Origin of the sequence: Neolewinella antarctica, from assembly GCF_011927835.1 — a bacterium.
Lineage (GTDB): Bacteria > Bacteroidota > Bacteroidia > Chitinophagales > Saprospiraceae > Neolewinella > Neolewinella antarctica.
Map to the genome: position 1 here is coordinate 70447 of NZ_JAATJH010000001.1, position 14040 is coordinate 84486.

The following is a 14040-nucleotide window of genomic DNA, read 5'->3' on the forward strand; positions in this document are numbered from 1 at the left end:
TTCGCTTAACTTACTCCCATGATACGTATTCTGGCCCCATTGTTTACCCTGCTGTTGTTGTCTTCCGTTGCGACCGCGCAACAGCGCCTGCCCGGTAACCAAAATATATACGGTGCGGCCGGCCGGGGCGTCATCTACGACAAAGAGCTTACTTTCAACCTCGCCCTGCTGGCCCCCAGGAACGTCGAATTCAGCGTGCGGTCGGGCAAGCTCGTTAGTTTTGATAAGATGAAGTACTGGAGCCTCGGGCTAGGAAACATCCGCCACAGCCGGGAGCGCAAGATCAACCCCGAAGACTTCAACCCGAATACGAAGAGAATCAGCCGGTCTTACACTTACGGGAAGGAAAATCAGCTTTACGCGCTACGTTTTGCTTTCGGCACCAGAAAATACCTGAGCGAGAAAGCGCGGAACCGGGGCGTAGCGGTCGGTTACTCCTACGAATTTGGCCCAACTCTCGGAATTCTGAAACCTTACTTTCTCGAGGCGAAGCTCAGCGACGGGCAATTCAGCACCGTCGACATCCGGCACACCGGGGAAAACACGGAACGATTCCTGAATCAGGACGTCATTTTCGGCGGTAGCTCCTGGGCAACCGGGCTCGACGAGATAGGTCTGCGCCCCGGCGTCCACGCCCGCGCGGCGGCCCACTTTGCCTTCGGTGCTTACGATGAGGTCCCCAAGTACCTGGAAGCCGGTTTGCTTGCTGACTTTTTCATCGGTGAGACCGACCTTATGATCGAGAGCGATTTAACGCCCGGGGTTACCAACAGTCCGCTTTACTTGAGCCTCTACGTCAAGCTGTCCTTCGGTAAGCGGTGGTAAAGCTTCCGCCGCTTCGCCAACTGACCCCTGCTCTTATCCACCTACTTGGCACCCGCGGCCGCGCCCATTACGTCCGCAAGAATTCGATTTCATTGCGTTCGTTGATCCGCACCGTTACGGTAGCTTGGTCACCTAAATTATCCTTCTGTCTTCGCCCGACGATGTGGTCAACGCCGCGCAGCACGTCGCAGCGAATCTTCCCAAAACTACTTGGCAATTCGGCCTGAGTGCTGCCCATCGCTAAGCAAGCCACGAGCGGCCCCTCCAGGTCCTCACACAAACGGTAGCAACCGCTGTCGCTGGCGATTCTGACGTTCACTTCTCCACCCTCATTCAGCAAGCTCAGTGGAACGCGCGAACCCGCTGGTACTGAGAGTGTCAAAGGCCTTCGGTGATAAAGTAACAGCGTATCGAGCGTTGGGTCAATTCGGGGGCACCAAGCGCGCAGACTATCGATGTCGGGGAAGATAAGCTCGGGCCGGTGCTCGCGCGCCGATGGGCAGAGATCCAGAAGACGATGCACCGCTTGTTGGTGACCGCAGTGCGCGACCACCTGCCACAGGTTGGCCGTGGGCATAAGGACGAGCCCGCCGCCACGCAGCGTCGCCAGCGCCTTCGTGCCGAAGGACGGGTAGGGGTGTTGTAACAAGGGTGATGGTGTTCTGTGAATCATTACTAGTGGAAAGAGAAATAAAAACAACTCGGTCGGAAGGGACACGAAGAACAAAATAGACAGCAACAAACGACCGCGACGTCGCGCGATTGCGCATTAAAGTAGCCCAGCTATCGACTAAGAATAGCTAACGGGACGTTACCCCGACAAATACCGCCCAAAGCAAGACGACGGGCTACTTTGAGCAAATCAAACTGTATTTTGGCAGTCAGATTGTACCCCCCGTAAAATTTTAATACGTGTCAAACCCTATAACCCGAATTAATTATCTGTTGCTGCTGTTTCTCTTGGTAGCTCCCTGTGGGCTTCGTGCCGGCCACATCGTTGGCGGAGAGTTTACCTACGCCTGCCGGGGGTGGTTGAACGATGACCCCGATACGGGCATCCGGGTTTACGACGTTCGAATCAACATGTACCGCGACAATATTGGCCAGGGGGCTTATTTTGATGGATTGGTCGGTACGGCTCCCGGAGGAGAACAAAGCGTTCCGGGGCACATCACCGTTTACCGGGGTCTGCAAGTTGTTCAACCGGCAACCAGAAGCATAACCCTGGGCCCCGTTTCCCCAATCCCACTCAACCTGGGTAACCCGTGCTTAGTGCTCACCGAACGCGCCGATCAGCAGGTCGGGATCTATGACTTCACGCTAGAATTACCGATTGCTGACGAATCATATACCCTCACTTACCAGCGGTGCTGCCGTAACGGCGCAATTCGCAACTTGGTGAATGCGGAGGAAATTGGGAGTACGTATTTCATCGAGATCACCCCGGAGGCGCAACGGCGCTGTAACGCTAGCCCGAACTTTAACATCGACCCGCCCATCGCAATTTGCGTCAACGAAGCCTTCGAAATCGACCTGGGCGCAACCGACCGTGAGAACGATAGCCTGGTTTATAAGTTATGTTCGCCAGTGCTGGGCGGCGGTACCGACGGGCTGAACGGAACGGGTACCGCCACTACTTTTGACGACGTGGCACCACTCATTGAATCACCGCCACCTTACCAGAACGCCACCTTCATCGGGCCGAGGTTCAGTCTGGAAAACCAGCTCGGGGTGGGTAGTGTGCTGGAGCTCAACAATTCGACGGGGCTCCTTTCCGGGCAACCCATTTTTCGGGGCACCTACGCCGTGGCCATCTGCGTGGAGGAGTGGTCACGCGATCCGGTCCCGATCTTGCTCAGCGAGACGAAGCGGGAATTTCAGCTGATCGTTAATCTGTGCGAAAATCAGGTGAACGCCGATCTCCTGACGGAGGAGATTGACTCTGCGGGGCGATTCTTTGTCCGTCAGTGCGGACCGGTTTCTACCATTTTTAACGAAAGCACCGATCAGGCTTTCATCTCTTCCTACAGCTGGACCGTGCAGGGCCCGAACGGTGAGGTGACCGGCACCGACCGCGATTTTGCTTCCAGTTTAGCCGAACCGGGCGTCTATGAGGGCCGGATGATCCTGAACGCCAACTCACGCACGGAAAATTGCCGCGATACCGCCGACTTCTTGCTGGGTGTATTTCCCGACCTGGCCGCCGATTTTGAGTTCGCCGATGCTAGTTGCGAAGTTGACCCGGTCGCATTCACCAATTTTAGTAGCACGTCTGGCAACAACACCATTAGCGATTACGCGTGGGATTTCGCGGACGACAGTGAAACGGACCGCCGGATCAATCCCACGCATTTCTACGATACGGCCGGTTTATTCCCCGTCACGCTGACCATCGTGGATAACAATCGCTGCCGTGATTCCACTACGATTGACGTGCCCTATTTTCCCGCACCCACCACGATCATTCTTGGTGCCGACAGGGGCTTTGGCTGCAAGCCATTCACCAAGCAGTTTGAAAACCTCAGCCGCCCCCTCAATGATGATTACGTTTTCGATTGGGATTTCGGTGATGGTGGGAGCAGCACGGAAGCCAACCCTACGCACGTTTACGAAAATAGTGGCAATTATGACGTTTACCTGGGGATCACCAGCCCGACCGGGTGCTTCGTCGAACGGACTTTCCCGCGCCTGATCGACGTGCGGGACGCGCCTACCGCGGGCTTTACCTGGGAACCGGAGGAAGTTACTAATCTCGCACCAAATTTCCGAGTCTTTGATGCGAGCATCGACGCGAGCGGTAGGCGGTACACCATTACGAACGCCGCCGGCCGCCGACTATTTACCACGCCGGCCCCGGATTTTGACTACCAATTACGCGACACGTCGCTAATTTCAATTACCCAACTGGTCGCTCACCCAAGCGGTTGCGTGGATACGCTCACCCAGAATCTGCGCCTCCGGTTCGTCAACGTAGTGAACGTACCGAATGCCTTTACTCCGAACGGAGACGGCCTGAACGATGCCTTTTTCCCAGTCGGCTCCTTCGTTGAGGTTAGTGATTATTTATTTCGGGTTTGGACGCGCTGGGGAGAACTTATCTACTCAACCCCCGACCCGGAGGCCTCGTGGGACGGGACATTCAACGGCGCGCTCAGCCCCGGTGGCGGTTACTTGTGGGATTTGGAATACATTGACAACGATGAAGCATCGATCAGAATGAAGGGTGGGGTTGTGCTCGTTCGCTAACCTACTCGACAGTAAGCTGTTATATCGTAGTGAACAAAGTTGCCCGCTTCATCGGGGACGAGGCGGGCAACTGAATGGTCCAAGCCGTAGCGGGCGGAGTCGGGCCTAAATTAGTTCAACCGCAAATTAGCGCGTCATTTCGTCACGCCGGAACAAGTACTGCGTGCTACCACCGGTGCTGCTGGCATTTCCGTCGGAGGGTAGCACCATTGCTTCCTGGTAAGTCCAGCCGTTCGCAATCAGGAAGTTGACCGCATGCATCACGGAGTTGAACTTCATTCGGTCGCCGTCCTGGGGGTTGATTACTTCCATGCGGGTACGGTTGCCGCCACCGGAAAAGGACTGTCCGTAGTCGATAAAGATGGTTACCCGGCTGGATAAGAACCGCTCCTGGGCAATCATGCGGACCATCTGCACTTGCTCCAGGTTATTGATATTGACGCCATCGACGACGACTTGGCTGAACGCAGCCGTGGAGCCGAGGAACATAAAGGCAAAGACAAAAAATAGCTTTTTCATAGTTGGTTGTTTAGAGTAGTAAATGCATTTGCGGGAGCAAAAGCACATAAGCGGGTGGCGGTATAGCTTTTTCTTAACAAAACATGGACGTGGCCAAGACGTTTGCTCGTCATGCTGTTATTTGTCCTGAGTGTCCTCGTTGCCTTTTCCCCTTTTCCAGCTCCCGATGTTGCCGTTGAGTGGCTCGGCGAGATGACTTTCGACGTCGGAGACATTCCCCGGGGGAAGGATTATCGGCATAGTTTCCAATTTAAAAATCTTACCGACGCGCCGATTGTCGTTGACAACGTCCGCGTCGGCTGCGGATGCACGGCCACGGATTGGGAAGAGGTGCCGGTGGCCCCGGGTGCGGTCGGATCCATCAACGTTACCTACGACTCGATGAACGGTGGGTATTTTCGGAAGTACGTCAAGGTGTATTTCGTCGGCCACCGGGGCGGGCACAAGCTTTACTTAACGGGGTACGTCGAGTAGTTGGGCCCGGTAGTAGATGCCGGGTGTTTTGGGGAGGAGCGGGGTGAGATGCGGCGCGGCGAATGTCTTACCTTCGCGGCTGTCGTCCTAAATAATGATCTATGACTTGGTTAAACCTCGTCCTTTTACTGGGGTACATCGGCCTGAGCGTCGCGCTGTATTTTCTCTTTCCGAAAGCCGGCCGCGAGGCTAAATCCGCCCTCATCCCCGGATACAATATGTGGGTCGTCGCTGAGATTGTCGGGCGGAAAGGTTGGCACAGCTTACTGCTGCTAATTCCTTTTTTCAACGTCTTTATTTTTGCGGGGCTCATGGTCGATTTAGCGCGGTCATTCGGTCGTTACAATTTCGGCGAGCACGTACTGGCCGTGATCGCCTCCTGGGGCTACTTCGGCTGGCTGGGCAAGCAGGCCGGTCCGACGTTTACTTACAACGGCCCGATCCTGGAAGTCGAACGGCGTTACCACGCTGAGCTGAAAGCCGCCAGCGGTACGAAGCAGGAACGGGAAATCAATAAAGTCCACGCCGCCTACCCACAATTTCAGAAGCCATTCTACCAGGACTGGGCGGAGGCAGCCGTATTCGCCATTTTTGCCGCGGCTTTCATTCGCTTACTGCTGATTGAATCCTACATCATTCCTACCCCCTCGATGGAGGGTAACCTGAACGTTGGCGACTTTCTCTTCGTCTCCAAAATCCACTACGGGCTTCGTTTGCCCCAGACCTTGCTGATGATTCCCCTGGCGCACAACCAGACGCCCGTCATCGGTGGCGAGAGCTACATCGACGGAGCCGAGTTGCCCTACCGCCGCCTGCCCGCCCTCGAGAAAATCGACCGCTTCGATCCGGTAGTGTTCAACGTCCCCGCCGGCGACAGCGTCTACCTCATCCCCGGCCGCGCCGTCTACCCCCACGACCTGAACTACGACGTGCGTTACGACCAAATCAAGCGCTCGGTCGATGCTGGCAAGATCGACCTCATTACCCGCCCGGTCGATAAGCGGGACCACTACGTAAAACGCGCCATCGGTCTGCCGGGCGAAACGATCGAGGTGAGAAACCGGGACGTGTACATCAACGGCGAAAAGGTGGAAGACCCCGCCAACGTGCAGTATTCCTACTACGTCGAACCGCCCGTCAACCAAGTCAGCGAAAAATGGCGTGAGATGAGCATCAGCCCCGATGACTTAGCCGTTGACCAGGACAACGGCAGACAGTACTTGTTGCTCAGCCTGGAGCAGAAAGCCGCGCTGGAAAGCGGTAATGCCCCCCTCACGCTGACGCCCCGGATCAAGGCCGGTGGCGTTCAGTATTACCCCCACGACGCTACTTACTTCGGCGACCAGGCGGTGGACAACTTCGCCGCCGTGCGGATTCCCGAACGGGGGATGACCATCAAGCTCGACGCGCGGACCTACGCGCTGTACTGGCGCCCGATCGCGGTGTACGAAGGCAACGAATCTTTCGTGCGCCGGGGTAACAAATTCTTTCTCGACGATCAAGAAATCACGGAATACACCTTTAAACTAGATTACTACTGGATGATGGGTGACAACCGCCACAACTCGGAGGATAGCCGCGTGTGGGGCTTCGTGCCGGAAACGCACGTACTGGGCAAGCCGCTCTTCGTTTGGTTCTCGATCAAGGAGGGAAGCCTCGGAAATGGGGTGAACTGGCACCGCATCGGCCGGAGCGCTACTAAGACTGGTGGGCGGTAATTTTCCGTAAAAAGCACCTAAAGAGCTACGTATGAAAATCGCGTTACTGGGTTACGGTAGGATGGGGCGGGTGATCGAAAGCCTGGCCATTGCCGCTGGCGACGAAATAGTCCTCAAGATAGATGCAGCTAACCGTGAGACCGTAACCAAAGCTGACCTGGCTACGGCGGACGTTGCTATCGAATTTTCTCGCCCGGAGGCCGCGGTGGATAACATTAAATTTGCACTGGCGGCGGGCGTGCCGGTGGTGGTCGGCACTACCGGTTGGCTGGCGCAGCTTTCGGTCGTTACGGCGCTGACGCAGGAGCGGGGTGGGGCGGTATTCCATGCCTCCAATTTTAGCGTCGGGGTGAACGTATTTTTTGCCGCCGCCCAACAACTGGGTAAGCTACTGGCGGAGTTTGGTGGGTATTCTCCGGAGATTGAAGAGATTCATCATTTACAAAAACTAGAGTCTCCGAGTGGTACGGCCATTACGCTAGCCGGGCGGTTTGCCAAAGAATCGGCTGATTATTCTGGTTGGCGGCTGGCCGGGGTCACATCGCCCGTCCCCCAACAAACCATTGCACCCGCGACCGCGCCCGCTGCTAATAAAATTCCCGTTCCCATCATTGCGGTTCGCTCAGCGGACGTACCCGGCACGCACGTACTCACCCTGACCAGTGACGTAGATACGATCGAACTGACGCACACCGCGCACTCGCGGGAAGGCTTCGCAAAAGGAGCCCTCGTTGCCGCCCGCTGGATCATCGGAAAGCACGGCGTGTTCACCATGGAAGATCTTCTGAAACTTTAGTGGAACATTAGCTTGCCCCTACGTTCTATCTTTGCCAGCGCAAGCAACCACTATGAGCAGACTTTTTTACCTTTTGACCGGGCTACTGATTACGGCCACGGCCGCCGCCCAACTCCCCAACACCCAGGTTTACGCTTTCGACTTTCGGGTTCAGGACACGACCGTCCAGCTATCCAATCCCGTCTACCTGACGAGTTTCAACCAACGCGGTTACAACAATCAACCCAGCTGGATCGACCGGAACCGGCTGCTGATGTCCGTGCAAACGACCGGACAGGATCAGCCCGACATTTACAGTTTCGACCTCGCGGCAAAAACCAAAACCCGCCTCACCGCCACCACGGCGGGGGAGTACAGCCCCAAAGCCATCGGGGGCACCCAGCGTTTTAGTGCTATCCGCCAGGAATACGTCGGTCGCGATACGGTGCTACGGCTGTGGGAGTTCCCAATGAGTTTACGGGACAACGGCAAACCCGTTTTCAGCAGCGCGAACGGCATCGGCTACTACGAATGGCTCAATAGCGTGCAATTGGCGCTCTACCTGGTCCAAAGCCCGAGTCAACTGGTGCTCGCCACGACCGACGCCGACGCGAAGCAACCATTAGCGCAGCAGACCGGCCGCTGCTTCAAGCGCCAACCCAACGGGAACCTGGCCTACGTCGACAAATCGACCACCCCGTACCGCATCATGGAAAAGAATCTGTACCGCCTCGATGAAGCCCCTAACTTCGTCACCGACGCGCTGGAGATGACCGAAGATTTTGCCATTCTGAACGACGGTAGCTACTTGATGGCGCGCGGCAGCCAGCTTTTTCGCTACGACGCCATCCGCACGCCACGCTGGGTGCAGGTAGCCGATTTACGGCTATACGGCATTCGCAACATTACGCGAATCGATGTCAGCGGTTTCGGTCGGCTGGCGCTCGTCGCGGACGGAACGCTGCGCTAAATAATTTTCAGAGGAGGATGGAATCAACCACCGTCGACACTCCGATCGTGCATTTTACAGAACCAAGTTAAACTTACCACACCATGATTATTGGCTGCCCCAAAGAGATTAAAAACAACGAAAACCGGGTGGCCCTTACGCCCGGTGGAACCCTTTCCCTCGTCGGCCGCGGCCACACCGTGTACGTTCAGAAGGGCGCCGGCGATGGAAGTGGCTACACCGACGCCGACTACGCCGGCGCCGGCGCGGAACTGCTCGGAACCATCGAGGAGGTTTACGCCAAATCGGAGACAATCGTCAAAGTAAAAGAGCCGATCGCGAGCGAGTACGCCCTGATCCGGAAAGGCCAATTCCTGTTCACCTACTTCCACTTTGCCGGCTCTCGCGACCTCACCGAAGCAATGGTAAAGTCAAAAGCTATTTGCTTGGCCTACGAGACGGTAGAAGCGCCCGACGGCTCCCTCCCGCTGCTCGTACCCATGAGCGAAGTCGCCGGCCGTATGGCCGTGCAGGAAGGCGCTAAGTACCTGGAGTCGCCCTCCGGCGGGCGGGGTATTCTGCTCGGTGGCGTGCCCGGCGTGATGCCCGCTAACGTCCTCGTTCTCGGCGGCGGCATCGTCGGTACCGAAGCCGCAAAGATGGCCTCGGGCCTGAACGCTAACGTCATTCTGATGGACATCAGCCTGGTGCGGCTCCGTCACCTGGCGGAGATCATGCCGAAGAACGTTACGCTCATCTACAGTAGTGAGTACAACATTCGTCAGCAACTTTCGCGGGTGGATTTGATCATCGGCGCGGTGCTCATACCCGGTGCCAAAGCCCCCCACCTGATTACCCGACAGATGCTCGGTGAGATGAAAAAGGGTTCCGTCGTCATCGACGTGGCCGTCGACCAGGGCGGTTGCATCGAGACGTGCCACCCGACTACGCACGAAGATCCTACTTACGTCGTGGACGGCGTAATTCACTACTGCGTAGCGAATATGCCGGGCGCGGTTCCCTTCACCAGCACGCTGGCGTTGACCAACGCCACTTTCCCTTACCTACTACAAATCGCTCAGAAAGGCTGGAAACAGGCCTGCGCCGATAACGCTGGTCTCGCCAAGGGGCTGAACGTGGTGGAAGGCGAAATCACTTACGGTCCGGTGGCGGAGGAGTTTAAGCAAATGTCGTAAATGAGGTAGTTGATGAATGTGGGCTGGTTGTTGCTAGGCAATAACCAGCCCAAATTATGTGTAGTGGACACTGACGTTGAGGTCGGTACTACTTCTACCTCACTCCAAAATTCGAAACGTAGTCCGCCGGTTTCGCTGGTGCTCCTCTTCCGAACACCGCTCGCAGATACACTCCGCGACGGGTTGCGTTTCACCGTAACCACGGGCGGTGAGGCGAGTGGCGTCAATGCCGCTCTCAATGAGGTAGGTGACCGCCGATTGTGCCCGGTCCTGACTGAGGTCCTGGTTGTAAGCGTCCCGCCCGCGACAGTCCGTGTGCGAACCGAGTTCGATTTTGATGGTCGGGTTACGGTCGAGTAGGGAGCTGAGCTCGTTCAGCGTGGGCTGCGCGTCGGAGCGGATGAAACTCTCGTTGAAGTCGTAGTAGATGTTCTCCAGCACAATTTCCTGGTTAGCAAATATCTTCTCGATCTCCAGTTCTAGTTCATAGCGTTGGTCCGGCGCGTCCGGGTCGCGGGGTAAGTTGCGGCTGGAGAAGTTCCCCTCGGCGGCTAAATAGTCTTCCCGTTCGGCCCGGAAGTCGTAAGCCTGGTCATCCACCAGCACGAGACTGAGTTGCCCATCTTCGTTGGTCGTCACCGTCCGCGATTGATCACCGATTCTCGCGATTATGGTTGTATTAGGGACCGGTCGGAGCCCACGCACGTTAGAGCTAGGGTTGCTGGCGTCTTCGTAGATTTTCTCTACCACCGTCACGTCCAGGATGTTCTTGTAGGCGATTGGCGTAGAATCGATCGGTGGCGGGGGTAGCACGCGCTTGCTGTATTCATAAATGTCATCCGCGCCGGAGCCGCCGGGGCGGGCGGTGCTGAAAAAGCCGAGCGTTTTCTCGTTCTGGCCAGTGCCCATGCGCTTAACGATGGTGTAACCGAAATCGTCCGCGCCACTGTTGAGTGGGGTGCCGAGGTTTTTGGGTGCCGAGTAGCGGCCGTTGGCGAGGGGATGGGTACGGAAAATGTCCAGTCCGCCCATGCCCACCAAACCATCGCTGGCGAAGTAAAGGGTGTCGGCGTCCAGGCTCGGGAATTGCTCGTTGCCCTGCGTGTTGATTGCGCGGTTCATCAAGATCGGGTCGTTCCAGGTGCCGTCTACCTTGCGGTTCGCTACGTAAATATCGTAGCCACCCCAGCCGTCTTCCATCAGCGCACTGAAGTAGAGTTGTTGCCCATTGGCGGAAAGGGCGGGGTGGAGGTAGTTTATGCCGGATTTCACGAAGCTTACCTTCTTGGCCGCCGACCAACTATCGCCGGTGCGTTCCGAGACGTAAAGACCACAAAAGGCGTCCTCCCGTTTGCCGGGGGCGAAGCAACGGGTAAAGTACATTTCTTTACCGTTGTCGCTGAAGGCGGGCGTGCCTTCGTGGTCGGCCGTGTTGAGCTGGGCGTCGAACGGCGTCACCGAGCCTCCGGTGATCGCGGTGGCATATAGGTCGGTAAAACCGCGGCCAGTCCACTTGTAGTCTTCGCTGCTGGTCCCGCCCTGGCGGTCGGAGCTAAAGATCAGCCGATCCTCAAAGTACACCGGCCCGTATTCCGATTGCTTGCTATTAAAACTGGCGGGCTGTACGGTGAACTCCCGTTGCTTGCCGGCTGCCTCCTGGTCCCGCCACTTCATGGCCAGTTCCGCTCCCTCGATGTCTTTCCTGAATTCGTACTTGGAGCCAATCTCGAAACCCAGGTCCGTGTACACCTGGATGGCGTCTTCGTACCGCTCCAGTCGTTTGAGCGCCGCCGCTTTTTCGCGCAGGGCATCCGGCCCGGCGTTGTTGTCGTAGGCCTGCTGGAACCAATCGGCCGCTTCCTCGTCGTGCGCCGTTTCACGCAGGGAGACGCCCAGGTTGAGCGCGAGTTCTCCCTTATCCTTCCTGCTTTTCGCCTTCTTAAATTCTCGCCGGAGCATCGGCACCGCTACGTCGTACTGCTTACGTTCCACGGCGGTATTCCCGTCCGTTATTTTGGCCGTATAGGTGCAAGCGCTGAGGAGAACGAGCAGAGAAAGTAGCCAGGTAAAGCGCATGGGAAAGGGTTTGGCAAAAAACGGTTGGACGGTTACATTGTTGCTGCCGGCGTTGCGTTGATCGTTGATTTGCTTGGTGGGTGACTGAGATGAAGCTGTTATCGAATCTAATTGATGGAAGTACAAATATTTAGTTTTCGTGGCGCGGTCGCGGGTGCGGGGCAAGTGGGGCGGGAGCCAAGATTTTTGGGTTGTGCGGTTTGCGGGGTTATATCGTTCAAAGCTAGTTATCTCTACGCAAAGCTGAGTCGCGTATCTTAATCCCAGAACGAGGCTCCGCCCGGATGTGGGGAATTTTGTGGACCTTTGGAGCCTCAGTGCGAGTAAAATTAGAATAGCCAGCTACCACCGTTGAAAACGGTGTTGGTTCTGAAAATTCCGACCCCAAAATTCTCACGACTGACTTTTCAGAAGTAGTTAACAGTACCAATAAAGCGATGGTAGATAAAATAAAGACCCTGGGTAAAGTGATCAGCCACCAGCGCGATATCCGCGCCCTGGTGAGTAACTACTTCACTTTTCAGGAGCACGCCGACAAGACCGCCTACGGCTCCATCTCACTGGACGACGAAAAAGGTCTGGAGCGCGGCATCCAGCTCGCCGCCGATCACCCGGGGCCCATCATCGAGATCGGTGCCCTCTTTGGCCACACCACCAACTTGATCGCCAGTAAGAAGGCGATAGATAAGGAACTGATCGCCGTAGAGAATTATATCTGGAATCCCTTCCAACTTCCCGAAGGTGCCCACAAGATGTTTCTCCACCGGACCCTCCGCTACGTAATGGACCACGCCAACGTCCGGATCGCCGAAACGGACGCGGCAAGTTTTTACCGGGACAACCCGACCCTCCGCCCGAGCATGGTCTTCATCGACGCCGAACACCACTTCGCGGCCGTCAAACGCGACATCGATTGGGCGTTATCGGCCGGCTGCCGGGTGATTTCCGGTCACGATTACTTGGACCTGCACCCGGGCGTGGTGCGGGCGGTGGAGGAGTCGTTTGGTACGGACTTTGAGGTGTTTGGCTCGGTTTGGGTGCACCGGGCTCCGTGATGGGTTGACGTATTGTGTAGGCCGCAGCCTCATGGCTCACCGATGGTTTTAAGCCATAGAATTGTTAGTCAACTAGCTCAACAACTTGGACAATATACCCGTAAATTTCATTGCAAGCTTCCGAGCAAGTAACAGCCCTGAACTATTGCGGGTACGGAGTGGCCCGGGTGTGGGTGGGAACTTCTCCAAACGCAAAATGGACCCGAACGCGCTCAGCACGACCAGTCATACTCGTGACGAGGTCGGAAGTGAGACGTTCGGGCCCGAAACTAACTTCCCATAAATTTTACTATCTCATCCCAAAAATAGGATGATAAAAATAGGAAGAAAATTACTGTTTGATAACGTCAAAATTTACTGTAATCTCCGGAAAGTGATTAGTAATTCTTGATCTATGAGTTGGCGGATATTGTCCGGCATGGATTCCCCCTCTTCCGTCGGGCGGCAAGCATCCAAATATAGTTGGCCCTTGATGGTGTTTTTATCCACAAATCTGCCAATAAAAGTTTTTACGCAGACCCAACCGTCGGAGACAAAAAGCGCACCATAGGCAGTACTAGCAGCATCCAAAACTCTTGTAATGACGATACTATCGACCGCTACATTTGCTCGGTTTGGATACGGAATAATGCCAATTTGCTGCGAGAATATATTAACCGCCCAGGGGTCACGGTTATAAACCTTTCCGGTGATGGTCCGATCGTACGGGTCTCCCGTCTTCCAAGTGTGCGCAAAGGGTTCTACGTCCAATTCGATTACCGTAGTGTCGACGATACCGGGGATTTGATCGTAAGTCACGAAAGTAGGTTTTCGGGACTGTAAGCAGAAGCCAGGCGCGAGTTGAACTACACCCTCCGGGCAAAGGCAATAGCCATCGTCACATTCAGCTATCCCTCTGCAGCTATCATTGCACTGCTCTCCGGTGGGAGACGTTGGCTGATTATCGTCGTCGTCTTGGATGCATCCAAATGCCAATAGACAACACATTAGTGCGAATATTGAATTGAGCCGGTATTGCATGTAATGAGGGAATTTCTCGTGCATTGAGGAGTGGTATTCAAAACCGAACTATACAACTCCAGTAAGTCAGCCTTAGATAAATAATCTGACCGAATCAGGGGCATTCTGTTGGGAGGTGAAGTACTGAAGCGAACGCCTATCCCTTAGATATAGCGAACATACACCATGCATGCCGAAGTTAGCAGTA

12 protein-coding genes are annotated in these 14040 nt (G+C 55.7%); 8 read left to right on the forward strand and 4 right to left on the reverse strand.

The features are described from left to right. Positions 1–18: 18 nt before the first annotated feature. Positions 19–825, forward strand: coding sequence for a hypothetical protein (locus GGR27_RS00300; RefSeq protein WP_168035402.1), 807 nt, complete (start codon positions 19–21; stop codon positions 823–825). A 67-nt stretch (positions 826–892) separates the two neighbouring features. Here the strand turns inward: GGR27_RS00300 and GGR27_RS00305 are convergent, their stop codons facing one another. Beyond that, positions 893–1474 (reverse strand): L-threonylcarbamoyladenylate synthase, encoded by a 582-nt coding sequence (locus tag GGR27_RS00305; protein ID WP_168035403.1) that lies wholly within the window; start codon positions 1472–1474, stop codon positions 893–895. Between the two features lie 263 nt (positions 1475–1737). Between GGR27_RS00305 and GGR27_RS20345 the strand changes: the two genes are divergently transcribed. Continuing rightward, complete coding sequence (locus tag GGR27_RS20345) at positions 1738–4071, forward strand: PKD domain-containing protein (RefSeq protein ID WP_168035404.1); 2334 nt, start codon at positions 1738–1740, stop codon at positions 4069–4071. 126 nt (positions 4072–4197) lie between these two features. Here the strand turns inward: GGR27_RS20345 and GGR27_RS00315 are convergent, their stop codons facing one another. After that, positions 4198–4590, reverse strand: coding sequence for a hypothetical protein (locus GGR27_RS00315; protein WP_168035405.1), 393 nt, complete (start codon positions 4588–4590; stop codon positions 4198–4200). A gap of 111 nt (positions 4591–4701) precedes the next feature. Between GGR27_RS00315 and GGR27_RS00320 the strand changes: the two genes are divergently transcribed. The 5 genes from GGR27_RS00320 (at position 4702) to ald (ending at position 9702) form a co-directional block, all read left to right on the forward strand. Then, positions 4702–5064: a DUF1573 domain-containing protein gene (locus GGR27_RS00320; protein WP_168035406.1), complete on the forward strand. Its 363-nt coding sequence runs from the start codon at positions 4702–4704 to the stop codon at positions 5062–5064. A gap of 101 nt (positions 5065–5165) precedes the next feature. Next, entirely contained in the window at positions 5166–6782 is a 1617-nt protein-coding gene (gene lepB / locus GGR27_RS00325) for a signal peptidase I (protein ID WP_168035407.1), read from the forward strand. A gap of 31 nt (positions 6783–6813) precedes the next feature. Next, complete coding sequence (gene dapB / locus GGR27_RS00330) at positions 6814–7578, forward strand: 4-hydroxy-tetrahydrodipicolinate reductase (RefSeq protein WP_168035408.1); 765 nt, start codon at positions 6814–6816, stop codon at positions 7576–7578. Positions 7579–7630: 52 nt separating this feature from the next. Beyond that, on the forward strand, positions 7631–8527 hold the full coding sequence (locus tag GGR27_RS00335; RefSeq protein WP_168035409.1) for a hypothetical protein: 897 nt from the start codon (positions 7631–7633) through the stop codon (positions 8525–8527). A gap of 83 nt (positions 8528–8610) precedes the next feature. Continuing rightward, on the forward strand, positions 8611–9702 hold the full coding sequence (ald, locus tag GGR27_RS00340; RefSeq protein WP_168035410.1) for an alanine dehydrogenase: 1092 nt from the start codon (positions 8611–8613) through the stop codon (positions 9700–9702). A gap of 99 nt (positions 9703–9801) precedes the next feature. On the opposite strand, the gene GGR27_RS00345 is transcribed toward ald, so the two are convergent. Next, the gene (locus GGR27_RS00345) at positions 9802–11778 is read right to left on the reverse strand and encodes an OmpA family protein (protein WP_168035411.1); all 1977 of its coding nucleotides are present in this window, start codon (positions 11776–11778) and stop codon (positions 9802–9804) included. Positions 11779–12215: 437 nt separating this feature from the next. On the opposite strand from GGR27_RS00345, the gene GGR27_RS00350 reads away from it, so the two are divergent. Then, entirely contained in the window at positions 12216–12833 is a 618-nt protein-coding gene (locus tag GGR27_RS00350; RefSeq protein ID WP_168035412.1) for a class I SAM-dependent methyltransferase, read from the forward strand. A gap of 354 nt (positions 12834–13187) precedes the next feature. Here the strand turns inward: GGR27_RS00350 and GGR27_RS00355 are convergent, their stop codons facing one another. Then, entirely contained in the window at positions 13188–13631 is a 444-nt protein-coding gene (locus tag GGR27_RS00355; protein ID WP_168035413.1) for a hypothetical protein, read from the reverse strand. Between the last annotated feature and the right edge of the window lie 409 nt (positions 13632–14040).